Source organism: Rothia amarae, assembly GCF_014705945.2.
Taxonomy (GTDB): domain Bacteria; phylum Actinomycetota; class Actinomycetes; order Actinomycetales; family Micrococcaceae; genus Rothia; species Rothia amarae.
Genome location: NZ_CP061538.1, coordinates 1,148,714 through 1,167,876 on the forward strand (window position 1 = coordinate 1,148,714; position 19,163 = coordinate 1,167,876).

At 51.7% G+C, this 19,163-nt stretch carries 13 protein-coding genes; 10 read left to right on the plus strand and 3 right to left on the minus strand.

Annotation, left to right across the window (positions count from 1 at the left end; genetic code table 11):
- Positions 1 to 29 precede the first annotated feature (29 nt).
- Positions 30 to 2,654: a valine--tRNA ligase gene (gene valS / locus IDM48_RS05560; RefSeq protein WP_190618491.1), complete on the minus strand. Its 2,625-nt coding sequence runs from the start codon at positions 2,652 to 2,654 to the stop codon at positions 30 to 32.
- A gap of 181 nt (positions 2,655 to 2,835) precedes the next feature.
- Between valS and IDM48_RS05565 the strand changes: the two genes are divergently transcribed.
- From IDM48_RS05565 to IDM48_RS05595, 7 genes are all read left to right on the plus strand, one after another.
- The gene (locus IDM48_RS05565) at positions 2,836 to 3,630 is read left to right on the plus strand and encodes an SDR family oxidoreductase (protein WP_190618493.1); all 795 of its coding nucleotides are present in this window, start codon (positions 2,836 to 2,838) and stop codon (positions 3,628 to 3,630) included.
- A 5-nt stretch (positions 3,631 to 3,635) separates the two neighbouring features.
- Positions 3,636 to 4,352: a sirohydrochlorin chelatase gene (locus IDM48_RS05570; protein WP_068170022.1), complete on the plus strand. Its 717-nt coding sequence runs from the start codon at positions 3,636 to 3,638 to the stop codon at positions 4,350 to 4,352.
- A 256-nt stretch (positions 4,353 to 4,608) separates the two neighbouring features.
- Positions 4,609 to 5,409: a phosphoadenylyl-sulfate reductase gene (locus IDM48_RS05575; RefSeq protein WP_190618495.1), complete on the plus strand. Its 801-nt coding sequence runs from the start codon at positions 4,609 to 4,611 to the stop codon at positions 5,407 to 5,409.
- Positions 5,391 to 6,317 (plus strand): sulfate adenylyltransferase subunit CysD, encoded by a 927-nt coding sequence (gene cysD, locus IDM48_RS05580; RefSeq protein ID WP_202939908.1) that lies wholly within the window; start codon positions 5,391 to 5,393, stop codon positions 6,315 to 6,317. Before IDM48_RS05575 ends, cysD begins: the two co-directional genes overlap by 19 nt.
- 1 nt (position 6,318) lies before the next feature.
- Positions 6,319 to 7,614 carry a sulfate adenylyltransferase subunit 1 gene (locus IDM48_RS05585; protein WP_190618499.1) on the plus strand — a complete coding sequence of 432 codons (1,296 nt, stop codon included), beginning with the start codon at positions 6,319 to 6,321 and terminating at the stop codon, positions 7,612 to 7,614.
- Between the two features lie 66 nt (positions 7,615 to 7,680).
- Positions 7,681 to 8,625 (plus strand): sulfite exporter TauE/SafE family protein, encoded by a 945-nt coding sequence (locus IDM48_RS05590; RefSeq protein WP_190618501.1) that lies wholly within the window; start codon positions 7,681 to 7,683, stop codon positions 8,623 to 8,625.
- A gap of 19 nt (positions 8,626 to 8,644) precedes the next feature.
- Positions 8,645 to 10,375 carry a nitrite/sulfite reductase gene (locus tag IDM48_RS05595; RefSeq protein ID WP_190618503.1) on the plus strand — a complete coding sequence of 577 codons (1,731 nt, stop codon included), beginning with the start codon at positions 8,645 to 8,647 and terminating at the stop codon, positions 10,373 to 10,375.
- A 96-nt stretch (positions 10,376 to 10,471) separates the two neighbouring features.
- On the opposite strand, the gene cobA is transcribed toward IDM48_RS05595, so the two are convergent.
- Positions 10,472 to 11,494: a uroporphyrinogen-III C-methyltransferase gene (cobA, locus tag IDM48_RS05600; RefSeq protein ID WP_145176124.1), complete on the minus strand. Its 1,023-nt coding sequence runs from the start codon at positions 11,492 to 11,494 to the stop codon at positions 10,472 to 10,474.
- Between the two features lie 101 nt (positions 11,495 to 11,595).
- Complete coding sequence (gene nirB / locus IDM48_RS05605; RefSeq protein WP_190618505.1) at positions 11,596 to 14,229, minus strand: nitrite reductase large subunit NirB; 2,634 nt, start codon at positions 14,227 to 14,229, stop codon at positions 11,596 to 11,598.
- 145 nt (positions 14,230 to 14,374) lie between these two features.
- Between nirB and nirD the strand changes: the two genes are divergently transcribed.
- The 3 genes from nirD (at position 14,375) to ileS (ending at position 19,161) form a co-directional block, all read left to right on the plus strand.
- Positions 14,375 to 14,704 carry a nitrite reductase small subunit NirD gene (nirD, locus tag IDM48_RS05610; RefSeq protein WP_068170006.1) on the plus strand — a complete coding sequence of 110 codons (330 nt, stop codon included), beginning with the start codon at positions 14,375 to 14,377 and terminating at the stop codon, positions 14,702 to 14,704.
- A gap of 169 nt (positions 14,705 to 14,873) precedes the next feature.
- Positions 14,874 to 15,326, plus strand: coding sequence for a precorrin-2 dehydrogenase/sirohydrochlorin ferrochelatase family protein (locus tag IDM48_RS05615; protein ID WP_190618507.1), 453 nt, complete (start codon positions 14,874 to 14,876; stop codon positions 15,324 to 15,326).
- Positions 15,327 to 15,870: 544 nt separating this feature from the next.
- A complete protein-coding gene (gene ileS, locus IDM48_RS05620) occupies positions 15,871 to 19,161 on the plus strand; it encodes an isoleucine--tRNA ligase (protein ID WP_190618508.1) in 3,291 nt (1,096 codons plus the stop codon).
- Positions 19,162 to 19,163 lie beyond the last annotated feature (2 nt).

Genomic DNA, 19,163 nt, shown 5'->3' on the forward strand with positions numbered 1-19,163 from the left:
GCGACCCACGCTGTGACTAGCGCAAATGTTTATTCTGCATCTTCAGCAACTAGTACAACATCTGAAACAGCAAGTTCGCCATCTCCAACCTGGAGGTTGAGCTCGCGAACATTACCCGCTGCCTTCAAATCATTAATACCTGCTTTAATGCGCTGAATTGATTCAGCATCAGCGGTGATGGTAGCAACTTCAACTTCGGTGCGTTGCTTGACCTTTGCCTCTGATTTTGACTTGCGCAATCCACCGAGTGCAATGCCGATAGTGGGTAGCACGGCGGCGTCGGCATCGTCGGCAATTGCCTTGTATCCTTCGTGAGTGGGCCATGCAGCGCGGTGAACCGAACCTTCGCGCCACCAGCTCCAGACCTCGTCGGTGGCGAAGGGGAGGATTGGTGCAAAGAGGCGAAGTAACGCATCCAAAGTAGTAGCCAGGGCTGCCAGAACGGATGCCTGTTCATCATCTCCGCGAGCGCCGTAGGCACGATCCTTGATGAGCTCAACGAAATCATCGGTGAATGACCAGAAGAAGCTTTCGCACATCTGAAGTGCACGAGCGTATTCGTACTTCTCAAAACTAGCGGTGGCTTCTTCCACCACTACTGCCAGCTTGGCGAGTAGTGAACGATCCAAATCGTTGATGACGACGGCTGCCTGCTCCGCTGTGGTAAGAACCGATGCTTCAGTTGCTCCCAAATTGAGTACGAATTTGGATGCGTTGAGTAGCTTAATGGCGAGGCGTCGGCCAATTTTCATCTGCCCTTCGTCGTAGGCTGTATCGGCACCCAGGCGGGCTGAAGCTGCCCAGTAGCGAACCGCATCTGATCCGTACTTTTCTAGGACTTCGTTGGGGACGACGACGTTGCCCTTGGACTTTGACATCTTCTTGCGGTCAGGATCGAGAATCCAGCCTGAAAGTGCAGTGTGCTTCCAGGGTACGGAATTCTCCAGGGAATTCGATCGGACCACGGTGGAGAAGAGCCAGGTGCGGATGATGTCGTGGCCCTGGGGTCGCAAATCCATGGGGTAGGTGACCTTGTGCAGGTCTTCATCTACTGCCCAACCAGTTGCAATTTGAGGGGTCAGTGAAGAGGTACCCCAGGTATCTAGGACATCCGGATCTGCTTGGAAACCGCCGGGTACTCCGCGCTGTTCTTCGGTGAAGCCCGGTGCGGGTTCTGCAGCGGGATCTACGGGAAGTGAATCTTCGGCAGGGACAATGGGCTCATCATAAAGGGGCTCTCCCGCTTCATCGAGTTTGTACCAGATGGGGAAGGGCACGCCGAAGAAGCGCTGGCGCGAAATGAGCCAGTCACCGTTGAGGCCTTCTACCCAGTTCTCGTAGCGGCTTCGCATAAAGGACGGGTGCCACTCGATATCGCGACCACGGCTGATCAAATCTTCGCGGCGGCTGGCGTCGCGTCCACCGTTGCGAATGTACCACTGGCGTGAAGCTACGATTTCCAGGGGCTTATCGCCCTTTTCATAGAACTTGACGGGGTGGGTAATCTTCTTGGGCTCACCCTCCATCTCGCCTTCTTCGACCAGCATCTCAACTACTGCTTTTTGGGCAGAAAAGACTGTGGCGCCAGCGATTTTTTCGAATCGTTCCTGGCCTTCTGCTGTGGTAATCCACTCGGGCATATCACGGGCGAATCGTCCGTCGCGACCGATGAGGGCACGGGTAGGCAGCTGGAGCTCGCGCCACCAGGTGACGTCGGTGGTATCGCCAAAGGTACATACCATGGCGATACCGGCACCCTTATCTGGCTGGGCTAGGGGGTGAGCCTTAACTTCAACTTCAACGCCAAACAGAGGTGAGGTAACGGTGGTGCCGAACAGTGGCTGGTAGCGCTCGTCATCAGGGTGAGCAACCAGCGCAACACAGGAGGGAAGAAGCTCGGGGCGTGTGGTCTCGATCCAGACTTTTTCTCCGTCAGGGCGGTGGAAAGAGATGCGGTGGTAGGCGCCTTCACGTTCTTTATCTTCTAACTCAGCCTGAGCGACCGCGGTGCGGAAGGTGACATCCCACATGGTGGGTGCTTCTGCCATGTATGCATCGCCAGATTTGAGGTCATTGAGGAAAGCAAGCTGAGAGACTTTGCGCGAATGAGCGTCAATGGTGCGGTAGGAATGAGACCAGTCCACCGAAAGCCCCAACGTGGTGAAAAGCTGTTCGAAAACCTTTTCGTCTTCTGTTGCCAGTGTCTCGCACAGCTCGATGAAATTACCGCGCGAAATACGGGGCCAGTCACGCTGATTCTTTGCAGGCTTCTCGGGTGCCTGGAAGTCAGGATCATAGGGGATAGCGGGGTCACACAGTACGCCGTAGTAGTTCTGAACACGGCGTTCGGTGGGCAGGCCATTGTCGTCCCAACCCAGCGGGTAGAACACGTTCTTGCCGGTCATGCGCTGGTAGCGGGCAATGACGTCGGTCTGCGTGTAGGAGAACATATGACCCACGTGAAGGGAGCCAGATGCTGTGGGAGGAGGAGTATCGATAGAGTACACGTTCTCACGAGTTGTTTCGCGGTCAAACGCGTACGTTTGTGCGGATTCCCAGCGAGCAGAAAGTTTTTCTTCGAGTCCTTCTAGCGCGGGACGATCGGGAACGGTAATTGTGATGGGCGAGTCTGAGCCCTGATTTATTTCAGCCATACGGCTTATTCTCTCATGTATCAGTGAGAGGTGCTCCTCCTGACTGTTTTGCTTTCCTCACCTTTGCTTCCAGGAGGAGGGAATATCTATGCGAGGTTCATATTGCTTAACATTTTTCGTATTCTTCAGCATGAGCAGCGATTTGAAGAAACCTGTACAGATATCCGGGTACGGTTGGGGGATGAATCACTCCCATAGATTGCATAATCCTTTTGAATCAGATGCACAACGGGGCAAAATTGCTGTGGTATCTGGTGCTTCATCAGGAATCGGACGTGCAACGGCTCAGCAGATGCGAGCTACCGGATGGACCGTTTATGCGGTAGCGCGTCGTGCAGCGCGTTTGCACCAGCTGGCGGAAGAGACAGGTGTTATTCCTGTCGTCCTAGATATCACCGATGAATCTGCGGTAGCTCAGACTGCTTTGAGAATTATCGAAGAGAATAGCGGATCGATTGACGCGCTGGTCAACATTTCCGGGGGAGCAGTGGGCGCCGACTCTATTGCGGATGCAGATGGATCAGGATGGCGCTCTATGTTTGAGCTGAATGTACTGGGCACACTCAACATGATTCGGGCATTCCTTCCGGCTCTTCGAGCCTCTGGCGAAGGAACCATTCTCAATCTCACCTCTACCGCTGCAGAACACGGCTATGAAGGTGGCGGCGGATACAACGCCTCAAAATTTGGTGAACGGGGTATGACAGAAGCGCTTCGTCTCGAAGAAGCCGAGCACAATATCCGTGTGATTGAGGTAGCTCCTGGCATGGTTCACACCGAGGAATTTTCGCTCAATAGACTAGGGTCACCCAAGGCAGCTGAGAAAGTTTATGAAGGTGTCGAAAAGCCCCTCACCGCAGAAGACGTGGCACAAACCGTGACGTTTGCCGTCAATGTACCCCACCATATTAATCTCGATCGGATTGTGATGCGCCCGGTAGCTCAAGCTTCTCAATTCAAGGTGATTAGAAAGTAGATTCCATGCCGATTAATATTGTTGCAACTGCCCACGGAACCAATAGCCCGGACGGGCGCTCAACTATCGAATCGATTATCGAGAATTTGCGCTCGCTCCTTTCCCAACGGCTAGGGCCTGTTTATCACGTCTATGAAGCCTATGTTGATGTTCAATTTCCTACTCTCGATGAAGTTTTAGAGGGTTTACACTCTGAAGACCAGACCATCATTCTTCCTCTCTTACTTTCAACGGGGTATCATACCCAAGTTGATATGCGAGATGCAGCAAAAGAATCAGGGATTTCTGATATTGCGATAGCCGCGCCGCTGGGTCCTTCACCCCTCATGGCGCAATTGATGCATCACCGTTTGATTGAAAAAGGATGGCGACCGGGTGACACCGTCGTCATGGCCGGTGCTGGTTCATCTCGTACCGATGGTCAAGAAGCTGTCGCCCGCCAATGTGCCATGTTATCCAACGTGCTGGCACAGGAAGTTACCTTCGGTTTCATAGCTGATATTTCTCCCACCATCGAAGAGACAGTTACTGAAGCCCAGGGAAACGGGCCGATATTTGTTGCAAACTATTTGCTGGGGAGAGGTTTCTTCGATCAAAAACTGAAAAAACTCGGACACCAGCGAGGGGCTCACATTGCAGAACCATTGGTGGTACCAGGCGATCAACAATCGGTTGATGTTATCTGTCAGTGTGCTTTAGATTCTCTGGGTCAGCTGGAGTAGAGCCGACTCCCTTTCAATAAAATAATTGTTCAAAAGCCTTCACTTGTGATGAGTGAAGGCTTTTTAGTGGGCAAAGAATTCGCTAAAAATAGCGGGAGAAATCAAGCTGTAGATCTGAAAATGACAAAAGAAGACTAAAAATGACCTCCCGTTAATCAGCGTTTCTCCTTATGAATGATGGGTTGTTATCTAAAAACTTACTCCCTATGATTTCCCTATAAGTGGCACGCTTTCATACAGTAGAAAGGAAGAAGCGATGTCCAATAACTCCCACCTTTTCAAGAGCTACGGGGTCAAACCCGCAGCTCATTCTTTCACTGACCCACAAATAAGCCCTCCGGGAACCACCGAACCTGCACCACTTGATGCAAAAATTCAAGAACGCAACCAAGAACTCGTGAACGAATACGCTGATGCACTCTATGATGCAAGCGCTCAAGAAATCCTTGAATGGGCTCACGATAACGCACCTGGCAAACTCGCCGTCACTCTTTCCATGGAGAACACGGTACTTGCAGAACTAGCCTCCAAATACCTGCCCGATTCAGACTTTCTTTTCCTTGATACGGGCTACCACTTTCCCGAAACAATCGATGTAGCCGACCAAGTAGATCAGCGTTACCCTCAACCACTCATCAGAGCCAAACCCCTCCTGGGCGTTCCCCAACAAGATGACCGCTACGGAATGAGCCTCTATTCCAAAGATCCCGCAGCATGTTGCCGTATGCGCAAAGTGGAACCCCTCGCTACCTACATGCAACCCTATTCAGGATGGATTACAGGGCTTCGACGAGCAGACTCCCCAGTGAGAGCAAACACCCCTGCTTTAGATATCGATCAGAATGGTCGACTGAAAATTTCACCACTGGTTACCTGGTCACTCGAAGAAACCCAGGAATATATCACTGATCACGATTTGATTATTCACCCCCTAACACTCGCCGGATACCCCTCCATCGGATGCGCTCCCTGTACCGCACCCGTAGCTGAAGGAGAAGACCCCCGCAGCGGGCGCTGGGCACAATTTACAAAAACGGAATGCGGACTACACACATGAGAGAAACAGCCACAACGCTTTCACCCCACCTCAAAGACCTAGAAAACGAATCCCTACAGATTCTTCGCGAAGCCGCAGGGCAATTCGACAAAATCGCGCTCCTTTTCTCCGGAGGAAAAGATTCTGTGGTCGTCTTTGAACTCGCCCGCCGAGCATTTGCGCCAGCGCAAGTGCCCTTCGAACTGCTCCATGTTGATACAGGACATAACTTCTCTGAAGTCATCAAGTTCCGCGATGATTTAGTGGAACGCACCGGCGCACGACTGCGCGTAGCAAAAGTGCAGGACTGGATTGATAGGGGAGAACTCAAAGAACGCCCCGATGGCACCAGAAACCCCCTTCAAACCGTTCCGCTGGTGGAGACTATCGAAGAGCAGGGATACGACGCAGTTCTAGGCGGCGCACGTCGAGATGAAGAGCGAGCCCGCGCAAAAGAACGCATCTTCTCCGTACGAGATAACTTTGGCGGGTGGGACCCTCGTCGCCAGCGCCCTGAAATCTGGAACCTTTACAACGGCGGTCACCTACCCGGAGAGAACATCCGCGTATTCCCCATTTCAAACTGGACAGAAACAGATATCTGGGAGTATATCGGCGCTCGCGGAATTGAGTTGCCTCCCATCTACTTTGCACATGAGCGTGAAGTCTTTGAGCGAGATGGCATGTATCTCACCGCAGGGGACTGGGGCGGGCCTAAAAAGGGAGAAACCCTTGAGACTAAGAAGGTCCGTTACCGCACGGTGGGAGATATGTCCTGCACCGGAGCTGTGCTTTCTGAAGCGTCCACTATTGACGATATCCTCACCGAGATCTCAACCTCTACCTTAACCGAACGAGGCGCTACTCGCGCCGATGACCGCCTGGGCGAATCTTCGATGGAGGATCGCAAGAAGGAAGGGTATTTCTAAAATGACCGTTACATCAACCGAACCCAGCTCAGAGATTCTTCAGCAGCGCCAAACCTTACATCTGTGCACCGCAGGTAGCGTTGACGACGGTAAATCGACTTTTGTGGGTCGACTCTTGCATGACACCAAGAGCATCTTGGCTGACCAGCTCTCGGCGGTGGAACGTACATCTCGAGAGCGGGGGTTAGAGCATCCTGATCTTTCGCTACTGGTAGATGGGCTTCGAGCAGAGCGGGAGCAGGGCATCACGATTGACGTTGCCTACCGTTACTTCTCTACCGCACGTCGAACATTTATTTTGGCGGATACTCCCGGCCATGTGCAGTACACCAGAAATACGGTGACTGGTGTGTCCACCTCGGAGGTTGTGGTTCTACTCAGTGATGCTCGCCATGGCATTGTTAGTCAAACCAAACGGCACCTGGCGGTAGCGGCTCTTTTGGGAATCAAACACGTGGTGTTAGCTGTCAACAAAATTGACCTGGTAGATTATTCTGCCTCTATTTTCGAGACTATTCGAGACGAATTCGTTGAACTGGCGCGTAGCAAGGGAATTACAGATGTTCAAGTTATCCCCATCAGTGCGTTATTAGGCGATAACGTCGTCAACCCATCGGAGCATACTCCCTGGTATGACGGTCCCACTGTACTGGGATACCTCGAAGAGGTGGAAGTCCATACCCAGAATACGAACTCTGAAAACAGCACTGGTTTCCGCTTTCCCATCCAATATGTGATTCGAGAGGGCTCCCAAGATTATCGAGGATACGCCGGACGTATTACCTCCGGTGAAATTGCCGTTGGTGATTCGGTGGACTTGGGTCAAGAACGCTCGGCAACGGTCACCCATATTGATTCTAGCGACGGTGCTCTGAATATCGCTGGAGTCGATGAATCAGTGGTCCTACGCCTTTCTGCCGAGAATGATTTAGCTCGTGGAGACCTCATCGCTGCAAGCGACCGTCCGGAAGATACCACCATTTTTGAGGCAACCATCGTTGGGCTTTCCGAGCAGTCTCTTCGCGCCAAGTCAAAGCTCAAAATCCGTTACGGAACCTCCCTGCTCCAAGCGCGCTTGGTGGGGATTACCTCGGTTCTCGACATCGATACCTCAACGGAGCACGAAGCGCAAACTGTTGAGCTCAACGATATTGCGACCGTCAAAATTCAACTCGCACAACCACTACCTATAGATCTTTACAACGCCCAGGGTAGAGTCGGTTCATTTTTGCTGATAGATCCATCCGATGGAAACACATTAGCCGCCGGTATGGTCTCGGACCTCAATCCATCATAAAAATCTGGGAACCTGAAAAATTTCTGGTTCGCATAGCCCGCAGCCGCGGAAAAAGGATTAATAAAGATGCGTTCACTACTCCTTATAGCTTTAGGTGGTGCAATAGCCCAGCTCGTTGATGGAAGCCTGGGAATGGGGTTTGGAGTCACCTCCACAACCTTGCTGATGTCTTTGGCAGCAATGGCACCTGCCAGCGCCTCCGCAGTTGTACACGTAGCGGAATTGGGAACGACTGCCGCATCAGGATTGAGCCATTGGAAATTTGGCAATGTGGATTGGAAAGTAGCGCTGCGTCTTGGAATCCCCGGTGCAATGGGAGCATTTTCCGGAGCGACGATACTGAGCAATATCAGTTTGCACGCTGCCAAACCCGTGACCTCCTGCTTGCTTCTTGCAATTGGCGCCTACCTAGTTTTTCGTTTTTCTCGCGGCAGACAAGCAGCTGCGGGGCACGAGGCACCTGCCTCCCACCGATCCCTTCTGGCATTAGGACTCTTTGGGGGTTTTGTGGATGCCACCGGTGGCGGGGGATGGGGACCTGTGACAAGTTCTACACTCATGAGCATCGGGCGGACGGCTCCCCGCCGCATTGTAGGAACCGTCAACACGGCGGAGTTCTTGGTCACGCTCGCAGCTTCCGCTGGATTTGCTTTGAGCTTATGGTCTGAACTGACCACGCACTTGATTGCAGTTTTGGGGCTTCTCGCCGGTGGTGTAGTAGCAGCTCCTTTTGCGGCGTGGTTGGTGAGCAAGATTAACCCTTCGGCGCTGGGCGGATTCGTAGGAACAACCCTGGTGTTGTTGAACCTTCCTCAACTCCTTAGCTTGATTCCCGCCCTGGATGCGTGGAATCTAGCGATTTACCTTCTGGTGGGACTTATTGGTCTTGTGATGAGTATTCTCGGGGTCAAGCGTTCACGCCACACCCAGACTGAAGCTCTAAAACTGAGCGAAAGAATCCCCGCAGAGCCAGCTCTCAGCGCACCTGCCTTGAATAACTCTACGTTTTAAACTTCTAAAGGAAACCAAGATGGCAAAATCACTGACCCAGCAAGATAAAGCTGCCGCAACCAAAAAACCTACACCACGTTCGGCAAAACCGAATGGTCAATGGAAAATCGATGGCACGGAACCGCTCAATGATAATGAGCGATTTAAACTCGAAGACAACGGTCTCAACGTTCGCGAGCGCATTGAAAATGAATACTCCAAAGAGGGCTTTGACTCGATTCCCGCTGACGACTTGCGCGGACGTATGCGCTGGTGGGGAATGTACACCCAGCGTAAGCAAGGCATTGACGGCGGTCGTACCGCTAAGCTCTCTCCTGAAGAGCTCGAAGATCACTATTTCATGTTGCGTGTACGCATTGATGGCGGGCAGCTTACCACCGAGCAAGCGCGTGTGATTGGGGAAATTTCCCAGGAATTCGCTCGCGATACAGCCGATATTACAGATCGCCAAAATATTCAGTTGCACTGGATACAAATTGAAGATGCTCCAGAAATTTGGCGACGATTAGAAGCCGTGGGGCTTTCAACTACCGAGGCTTGTGGAGATGTACCGCGTGTTATTTTGGGATCTCCCGTAGCTGGAGTAGACGCCGATGAACTCATTGACCCTACGGTTTACATTGAGGAAATCAAGGAAAAGTTCATAGGAGATCCTGACCTTTCTAACCTGCCTCGAAAATTCAAGACAGCCATCACTGGAAATCCAAGCCACGACGTCGTCCATGAAATTAACGACATCTCGTTGGTTGCTGTGAACCACCCCGAGTTAGGTGTGGGATTTAGCTTCTGGGTGGGAGGGGGTCTGTCGACCAATCCTAAATTGGCAGAAAATGTCGGGGTGTTCGTCAAACCTGAGCAAGTAACCGATGTGTGGCTGGGTACTATCAAAATTTTCCGCGATTACGGCTACCGTCGATTGAGAAACCGTGCTCGTATGAAATTCCTCATCAACGACTGGGGTGTAGAGAAGTTTCGCGAGGTTCTTGAAAACGAATACCTGGGTTACTCCTTGGCAGATGGCATTGAGATGCCTGCTCCGACAAAGAGCGGGGACCATGTGGGTGTGTTTGCTCAAAAAGATGGAAGGAATTTTGTGGGCTTGAACCCCACAGTTGGTCGTATTTCTGGCACCACGTTGGTAAAACTTGCTGAGCTAGCTGAGGCCGCTGGTTCGAAGCGGGTGCGCACCACTCCCTACCAAAAGATTTTGGTGTTGGACGTTCCCGATCAAGAAATCGATGCTCTCCTGGAGGGAATTGAAGAGCTCGGGCTTACCGCCAACCCTTCAATTTTCCGCCGCAATACCATTGCGTGCACGGGTATTGAATACTGCAAGTTAGCGATTGTTGATACAAAGAAAACGGCGATTGATGCAATAGACCAGTTGGAAAAACGCCTGGAAGACGTCAAAGAAGAATTGCCTCAACAGTTCAACGTTTTCATTAACGGTTGCCCCAATGCTTGCGCGCGTACTCAGACTGCAGATATTGGGTTGAAGGGTCAAATCATTACCACTGATGAAGGAGAACAAGTTCCTGGGTTCCAGGTCCATTTAGGGGGAACGCTGGCTGATTATCTCAACGCTGGATCCGGCAACGTGGGTAAAACCGTCCGGGGACTAAAGGTTGCATCTGCTGACCTAGTGGATTATTTGGAGAGAGTATTGCGTAAGTACCTGGATACCCGCTCCACTGAGGAAGAGACTTTCGCGGTCTGGGCACAGAGTGCGGACGAAGAGCTTCTGGTCTAAGAACTCCTGCTCTCAGAGTAGCCGTGGTGTTCTGCGCGGCAAATATAAAAGGTGGAGCCTTCACTCTCAATGAGTGAAGGCTCCACCTTTTAGACTTTAATGGGTTTCAAATGCCTTTCCCATCAGTTCTTCCCTGTTTTCACCCACCGCGGCACAGACATTGCCGATGGTTGTAACAGCTGGAGGTTTAAGCTGGTCATAATTCTCCAAGCAAGTACCTACAGTGGAGAAGTACTCCCGTTGATGGGCGCGGAAACCATCTTGGACGGTCACCATCGGCATATCTGGGCGGACGCCGCGTTCCAGCAAGCCTGCGATGGTGTGGGGGAGAGTTTTCACTCCCATGAGGATGGAAACCGTACCGCCGTCCTTCAGTAACCCGGAGAGCTGATCGAGCTCAGAATCGGTGAGCTTTTGATGGGCTGAGACTACCGTAAACATATGGGAGACCCCGCGAAGGGTCAACGGAACGCCTGCCATGGCGGGAAGAGATATAGAGGAAGTTACGCCCGAGAAGACTTTCACCGGGATGCCTTCTTTTTCGCAGACATAAAGTTCCTCAGCCCCGCGTCCGAAAACATAGGGGTCTCCACCTTTGAGGCGAGCTACTTTCTTACCCTGCAGTGCGTAACGCACCATCAGCTGATCAATTTCTCGCTGGGGGACCCGATGCTTTCCGGGAATTTTACCCACATCAATGATTTCGGCATGAGGAGCCCATCGAGGTAAATCCTGGTAGGGTGCTAAATGATCGAGAAGAACTACATCTGCCTGACTGAGTACTTCCAGAGCATGGCGAGTCATCAAACCAGGATCCCCAGGGCCGGCTCCAATGAGGAACACTTCGCCCTGCGATTCGGCAGGAACCTCGGTATCAACGATGGAGGGCGCACCAATACCTGAAGAAAGTACAGCAGCTCTCCACTTTTGTGCCTCTCTCTCATCAGAAACACAAAGCACTACTAAACCCACCGGAGTCCCCGGCGCACGCATATCCTCGACGCGGTTGAAGCGTAGTACCTCCGTTGCCTGGGCAAACTTCAAAGCCACCCTTTCAGTGCGTGTAGCCTCACCGCACAGCAGCACAGAACAATTCTCAATATCTAAATCAACAAACACAAATATCCCTTAGAAACGGCTAGGTAGGTTCATCTTCTCCAAAAGACTAAACCTACCTAGCTTTTCAATTCTCAGACGACGAAGTAAAAACTACTTCTGCCCTAGCTGGGCTGACCGACGGGAATCTTTGCACCCGAAACCAGAACCGGGCCATCGCCACGTTCATGTGCAGCTATTTCTTCCGGCGTAGCCGGGCGAATCTGCTCGCGTTCCAGCACATACATGCGTGAACCTTCGTCCTGAGCATCAGGTTCATTCACAAAGGCACGGAATCGCTTGAGACGCTCGGGATCTTTCAACGTAGCAACCCATTCGTCTTCATAAGATTCAACATGGCGTTCCGCTTCTGCTTCTAGCTCAGCGCAAATACCCAAAGAATCCTCGATAATGACAGCTTTCAGATGCTCAATCGCATCACCAAACTGCTCATCCAAATCCTCAGCCCAGCGCGCTGTACGTTGTAGCCGGTCAGCGGTGCGGATGTAATACATCAGGTAACGGTCTACGTACTTGATAAGGGTCTCTTTATCAAGGTCTGTTGCAAAGAGTCGACCGTGCGCCGGGTTTGCACCACCGTTGCCGGCAAAGTACAGATTCCAACCCTTGGCGGTAGCAATCACACCGACGTCCTTATTCTGAGCCTCAGCGCACTCGCGGTTACAACCCACAACACCCATCTTGAACTTATGGGGGGAGCGCAAACCACGGTAACGGTTCTCCAGCTCAATAGCGAAAGTCGTAGAATCTTGCATACCAAAACGGCACCAGGAAGAGCCAATGCAAGATTTCACATTGCGCAAAGATTTACCGTATGCCTGACCAGACTCAAAGCCTGCGTCAACAAACTTCTGCCAAATCTCTGGCAGCTGCTCCAAACGAGCACCATAGAGACCAATACGCTGTGCACCATTGACCTTGGTGTACAAACCGTATTCCTTGGCGACATCAGCAATCACACCGAGCTTCTCGGGAGTGATTTCGCCACCGGGAATACGAGGAATGACGCCGTAGGTGCCATCTTTCTGCATATTCGCCAGATTACGGTCGTTGGTTTCCTGCAAAGTACCACGGCCACCGTCAAGCACGTAAGAGTTCTTCGTTGAAGCGAGAATAGAGGCAACAGTGGGCTTGCAGATAGCACAACCGTCTTCCCCGTGACCAAAACGCTTCAACACCGAGGGGAAATCATTGTAGTCAGTTGCCTTGACCGCTGCGAATAACTCAGCACGGGAGAAATCAAAGTGCTCACACAGCGCCTTGCTTACGGTCTTGCCCATAGCTTTCATCTGCTTGGCAAGGGTCTTCTGAATCACGGGAACGCACGAACCGCACTGAGTACCCGCAGTAGTTGCTTTCTTAATAGAGGGAACATCTTGATTACCATCCACAATGGACTGGCGAACTTCACCAAAAGTGATGTTGTTGCAGGAGCACAGCACCGCATCATCTGGCATATCAGTATCCGGAGCGCCCTCGCCACCCGCAGCAGATAGGAATGCAGCCGCTTCCGCAGGTAGCTCACGACCCACCAAAGGCTTCAGATTATCGAAAGGCGTAGCATCGCCCACGAACACACCACCGAGCAGAGTCTTCGCATCAGAAGATGTCACAATCTTCTGATAAATCTTCTGCGCCGGATCAATATACATAATCTCCAGCGCACCCTCGCTTGTAGCACGGCGATCGCCAAAACCGCCGACCTCAAGACCGGAGAACTTCAACTTGGTGGCAATATCAAACTCTTCAACGTGAGCATCATGGCCCGTCAAATTCTTAGCCACCGCATCTGCCATTAAATTGGCAGGAGCTACAAGACCCCAGGTGCGTCCCAGAACACAGGCTACTTCACCAATAGCCCAGATATTCTCATCTTCTGACTGGCAGCGATCGTTGACAACTACACCGCCGCGCTCGCCGACGGTCAGCCCAGCTTCGCGAGCTAGCTGGTCGTTGGCGCGGATACCGGCAGCCATGCATACCAAATCTGCATCCAGGTTGTGAACATCGGCTTCATCGCCCATGCCGTCTGCTACTGATACAGAAGTAACTTCGCCCTGGGCGTTCTTATTGATGGTTGAGATGAAAGCACCGGTTTCGATGTTGATACCGGCCTCTCGAATCAGAGAATTTACAAGGTGTCCGCCGCCCTGATCTACTTCAATGGAGAGAAGCCAAGAGGCGACATCCAAAATGGTGGGTTCTGCACCCAAGTCACGCAAACCTTCGGCAGCTTCGAGTCCTAGCAAACCGCCGCCGACGACGATAGCGCGAGGAGCTCTGCCGAGCTTCTCTTTGAGACGGGCTACTTCGCTGACCATGGTTTGAACGTCTTCAATGGTGCGGAAGACATGGGCGGAGTCGGAACCGGGAATAGGGATTTTAACCGCACGGGAGCCGGTGGCGAGAACAAGTTCATCGTAAGGGTAGCTCTCGCCGTTATCTGCGGAGACCATGTGGTTCTTGCGGTCTATGGCAGTAGCTGAGACACCTAACTGAAGGTTAACTCTTGAATCTTCCCAGATTTCAGGATTAGCGAGGGTGAGATCTTTTTCTGGATCTTTGAAGAGTTGCTCCAGCGCTACGCGGTCGTAGGGTACGTGGGCTTCAGCGGAGAGGACGGTAACACGATCCTCATTTTGAGATTCTTTGAGGTAAGCGCGAACAAATCGCCAGGCAGCAGGACCACCGCCGATCACTAGAATGTTTCTCAATCCGTGTGCGTGCTTATCAGTCATCTTCATACCGTTCGTCGAATTTGCGGACAGGGTGGGATACCGCGAAATAATTTGAATCAATAATGCTAATATAGCATCTGAAATACATCAGTCGGATTAATTTTTAATGCCCAAACTAATAGATTCCTAAAAATAAGGTAAAGGTATGAGCGACCAAAAATGGCAAAAGGTGTGCAAGCTGAATGATTTGGAAGAGCATTGGGGTGAGGTTGCCCTGATTAAGAACCACCAGTACGCGATTTTTCGATTGAATAATGACCGAGTGTTTGCCTCTGATCATGCAGATCCCAATAGTGGCGCCCTGGTAATTGCTCGTGGAATCACTGGTCAAAAGGGGGATATCCCTACCATTGCTTCCCCTCTGTATAAAGAAGAATATGATTTGCGTACCGGAGAAAGCCTGAATTCTGACTTCACCTTGCCGGTTTACGAGACCCGCATAGAAGATGGAGAAGTATTTCTGCGTATTGCATAATTCTTCAACTACCATCAGAGAGACGTTATGGTACGACCATAGACGTGGGCTGTGTAGTTTTTTCCCTTTTTGGTTTTAACTAAATTAGCGCGTCCCGTATCATATTCTTTTTCTCTGTGTTAAAAGTAAAGGTAAATTTATAATTAACATTTACCGCATTGGAGATTGTATGCTACCCCTTATGCTGAACGTCTACGGCAAGCCGGTGCTCGTCGTAGGCGGGGGATCTGTAGCTCGACGTCGGGTGGAAAAAGTAGTGCAAAGCGGCGGTGTCGTCTGCCTCGTTGCCCCTACGATTACGAGTGGTCTCCACGAATTGGTGGAACATGCCTCGGTAAAATGGCACCAACGTATCTTTCAACCCTCAGACGTGGAAGGTATGTGGTTATGCTTCGCCCACACTGATTCTCAACAGGTGAACCAGAATATTGCGAAGCTTTGTTCTCAGAAACAGATTTTTTGCCTACAGGGTGGAGCGCCAGATCAATCAGACTTCTGGATGATGGCACACCAAACTTCAGAATCAGGCATCACTGTTGCGGTTTCCTCGCAAAAGAATCCTCGGCGCTCACTCAACGTGGTGAAACGCTTGGTGGAGTTGGTCAACAAACAGAAACTCTAAAAACCGCCACGAATATCGAAAATTGTAATTCCCGTGAGACTGTTCGCGCTCCCGAGAGGTCTACCTCGATATTTTGGGTAGAAGCCTGACACCCAACACAACATATAGGGGTGCATCCGGTGATTTGCTCCCAGCAGGCACTCACCCCGCAGGGCTCCTCCATAAAATGCGTTAGACAGCGACGGCGAAACTGCCTAGACTTGAATCAGTTGCATTGACCCGGCCATCACCGGCGAGCAATCCGGAAGAACGAACCGTACCTGCAATACCTCATCAATTCGTTGCGACGAGGGGTGGAGCGGAATAGATACAGTTTTAGTAGAACCGGACGGGTAAGCCCGTAACAGCAGTCATGAAGCGACTGATAACGCTTGACTGTGTCATTTCCCCCGAGAAACCCCGTTTCCCGGGGGAGTGGCACGGGTAGCGCTCAGTAAGCAAGGTGGTACCGCGCCGCCGCACCGTTCTGCACCGGCAGCAATGTGTGCTGTAGCGTCCTTGCAAGTCCTATTTTTCAATGGATTACTACAAAGGGCGCGTCGCAATGAATAATCCTCTTTATCCCAAGGCAACTGCCGGCACTGAAAACACAGTTGCAGCATCACCTTCCTTCCCCCAGCTTGAAGAAGCTGTTCTCGACTACTGGAAAAAAGATAACACTTTCCAAGCATCCATCGATCAGCGATCAGCTGAAGACAACGAATTCGTTTTCTACGACGGCCCTCCCTTCGCCAACGGACTACCCCACTACGGGCACCTGCTCACCGGCTACGTCAAAGACCTCGTAGCCCGCTACCAAACGCAACGCGGACACCGCGTCGAACGTCGCTTCGGCTGGGATACCCACGGACTGCCCGCAGAGCTCGAAGCTATGAAGCAGCTAGGAATGACCGACAAACAAGAAATTCTTGAGATGGGCATCGATAACTTCAATGATGCAGCCCGCTCCTCCGTACTCAAATACACCAAAGAGTGGCAAGAATACGTTACCCGCCAAGCTCGCTGGGTCGACTTCGAAAACGATTACAAGACGCTCAACGTCGAGTACATGGAATCGGTCATATGGGCCTTCAAACAGCTTCACGAAAAAGGTCTCACCTACCAGGGATTCCGCGTCCTTCCCTACTGCTGGAAAGACGAAACACCCCTTTCCAACCACGAGTTACGCATGGACGACGATGTCTACAAAGACCGACAGGATCCATCAGTAACCGTCACCTTCACCATCACCTCGGACACCTCGCTGGTAAAGAACACCGGTGTCGTGGCAGAGCTCACCGGCGTTGAAGCCCTTGCATGGACCACCACCCCCTGGACACTGCCTACTAACCAGGCGCTCGCAGTCGGTCCTGATATCGATTATGTTGTGGTAGCCGGCGTAGGAGATTTCCAGGGGCGGAAGTTCCTGATCGCCTCTGAATTGTTGGGTGCTTATGCCAAGGATCTTGGATTTGAAGACGCCGCGGAGGCTACTGCTGCGGTCGTCAAGACTTACAAAGGTTCTGACTTGGCAGGGGTCCGTTACGAACCTCTGTGGGATTATTTCACCGACGCCGAGAAATTTGGTACGGAAAAGGCTTGGCAGATTCTTGTTGCCGATTATGTATCCACCACCGACGGCACCGGTTTGGTGCACCAAGCACCGGCCTATGGTGAGGAAGACCAGAAAGTCTGTGAAGAAAACGGTATTCCCGTTATTCTATCCATCGATGAAGGCGCTAAATTCCTCGACCTCTTCAGCGATGAATCACTAGCTGACGGTGCGCCCCTGCGAGAAATTGCAGGTGCGCAGATCTTCGAGGCTAACCGCACCATCATTAATCTGCTGAAATCTGAGGGACATCTGATTCGGGAGAAATCCTATGTTCACTCCTACCCGCATTGCTGGCGTTGCCGCACCCCGCTGGTCTACCGCGCGATTACGTCGTGGTACGTTAAGGTAACCAACTTCAAAGATCGCATGGGCGAACTCAACGAAGAAATTAATTGGATTCCTGAAAACGTAAAGCACGGTCAGTTCGGCAAATGGGTAGCTAATGCCCGCGACTGGTCTATTTCCCGTAACCGTTTCTGGGGTTCACCCATTCCTGTATGGGTTTCCGATGATCCTAACTATCCACGTATGGACGTCTACGGTTCGCTAGAAGAACTCAAGGCTGACTTCGGCCGCTACCCCGTCAATAAAGACGGCGAGCCTGATCTGCACCGACCGTACATCGACGAGCTCACCCGGCCAAACCCTGACGATCCCACAGGCAAGTCCATCATGCGCCGCGTGGAAGATATCTTGGACGTATGGTTCGACTCTGGCTCTATGCCTTACGCGCAGGTTCACTACCCCTTTGAAAACAAGGAATGGTTCGAGAACCATAATCCCGCAGATTTTATTGTGGAGTACATCGGTCAGACGCGCGGGTGGTTCTACACTATGCACATTTTGGCAACTGCGCTTTTTGACCGCCCGGCGTTTACTAACGTTATTTCTCATGGCATTGTGCTGGGTTCAGACGGGCAGAAGATGTCCAAGTCACTTCGGAACTACCCGGATGTGTCAGAGGTCCTAAATCGCGATGGATCAGATGCCATGCGCTGGTTCCTTATGTCTAGCCCGATTCTGCGCGGCGGTAATCTTATCGTGACAGAACAGGGTATCCGTGAAGGCGTGCGCCAAGTGATGCTTCCGCTGTGGAACGTTTACCATTTCTTTGCGCTCTATACTAACGCTGCTAACAACGGTGCAGGTTATGAAGCGCAGCTCCGCTATGAGTCCGAACATGTGATGGATCGATTCATTTTGGGTAAGACCCGCGAATTGGTGGAAAACGCTACCGTTCACATGGACAAATACGATGTTTGGGGCACAACGGAAGATCTCCGCAAATTCACAGACGCGCTGACCAACTGGTATGTGCGTCGTTCGCGCGAGCGCTTCTTTGATGAAGACACCGAAGCATTTGATGTTCTCTTCACGGCGTTGTCCACTGCGGTGAAAGTTGTTGCTCCGCTGCTGCCTTTGATGAGCGAGGAAATCTACCGCGGCCTTACCGGTGAGCGTTCAGTACACCTGAGCGATTGGCCAAAGCCTGAGGAATTTGCTGACGAAAGCGATCTGTTGCAGTTGATGGAAGCTACGCGTTCTATCTGCTCTGCCGGTTCTGCTTTGCGTAAGGCGAATAATTTGCGCGTACGCCAGCCTCTGCAGTCGATGACTGTTGCGGTTGCTGGAGGAAAGCAACTGGCAGGGATCTTTGAGCAGATTATTTCAGATGAGCTCAACTTGAAGTCAGTAGAGTTGCTAGATGCTTCTGAAGTTGAACCTGCCGATTTCGGTATTTCTCAGCAGCTGAAGGTTAATGCGCGTGCTGCTGGTCCTCGTTTGGGTAAGCAAGTTCAGGTTGCTATCAAGGCATCGAAGTCAGGCGATTGGACCATCCAGGACGACGGCACCGTCGTCGTCGGGTTAAAGGCGGTTGAGGGTGGTTTGGCCCTTGAATCTAGCGAATATGAACTCGATACCGTGGTGGCTGAATCGGAAGATTCTGCTGAACGTGCTGTGTCTGTTCTGCCCGGTGGTGGTTTCCTCGTGCTCAATACTAAGCTTACCGATGATTTGCTGGCTGAAGGTATTGCTCGCGATACTATCCGTTCGGTTCAGCAGGCTCGCAAGGAAGCTGATTTAAACGTTTCAGACCGTATTAAGCTCACACTTTCGGCACCTGCAAACGTCATTGAATCTGTGCAGGCACACGAAGAACTCGTGGCTGGCGAAACCTTGGCTGTCTCGGTGAACTACCGTGAAGCTCAGGAGCAGTTGGTTGAGGTAGAGAAGGCATAATT

Coding starts and splice junctions, on each gene's coding strand:
- cysD (WP_202939908.1), top strand. CDS start 5,391: ATGCGGACTACACACATGAGAGAAACAGCCACAACGCTTTCACCCCAC.
- IDM48_RS05615 (WP_190618507.1), top strand. CDS start 14,874: ATGCTACCCCTTATGCTGAACGTCTACGGCAAGCCGGTGCTCGTCGTA.
- valS (WP_190618491.1), bottom strand. CDS start 2,654: ATGGCTGAAATAAATCAGGGCTCAGACTCGCCCATCACAATTACCGTT.
- IDM48_RS05565 (WP_190618493.1), top strand. CDS start 2,836: ATGAATCACTCCCATAGATTGCATAATCCTTTTGAATCAGATGCACAA.
- IDM48_RS05570 (WP_068170022.1), top strand. CDS start 3,636: ATGCCGATTAATATTGTTGCAACTGCCCACGGAACCAATAGCCCGGAC.
- nirD (WP_068170006.1), top strand. CDS start 14,375: ATGAGCGACCAAAAATGGCAAAAGGTGTGCAAGCTGAATGATTTGGAA.
- IDM48_RS05575 (WP_190618495.1), top strand. CDS start 4,609: ATGTCCAATAACTCCCACCTTTTCAAGAGCTACGGGGTCAAACCCGCA.
- ileS (WP_190618508.1), top strand. CDS start 15,871: ATGAATAATCCTCTTTATCCCAAGGCAACTGCCGGCACTGAAAACACA.
- IDM48_RS05585 (WP_190618499.1), top strand. CDS start 6,319: ATGACCGTTACATCAACCGAACCCAGCTCAGAGATTCTTCAGCAGCGC.
- nirB (WP_190618505.1), bottom strand. CDS start 14,229: ATGACTGATAAGCACGCACACGGATTGAGAAACATTCTAGTGATCGGC.
- IDM48_RS05590 (WP_190618501.1), top strand. CDS start 7,681: ATGCGTTCACTACTCCTTATAGCTTTAGGTGGTGCAATAGCCCAGCTC.
- IDM48_RS05595 (WP_190618503.1), top strand. CDS start 8,645: ATGGCAAAATCACTGACCCAGCAAGATAAAGCTGCCGCAACCAAAAAA.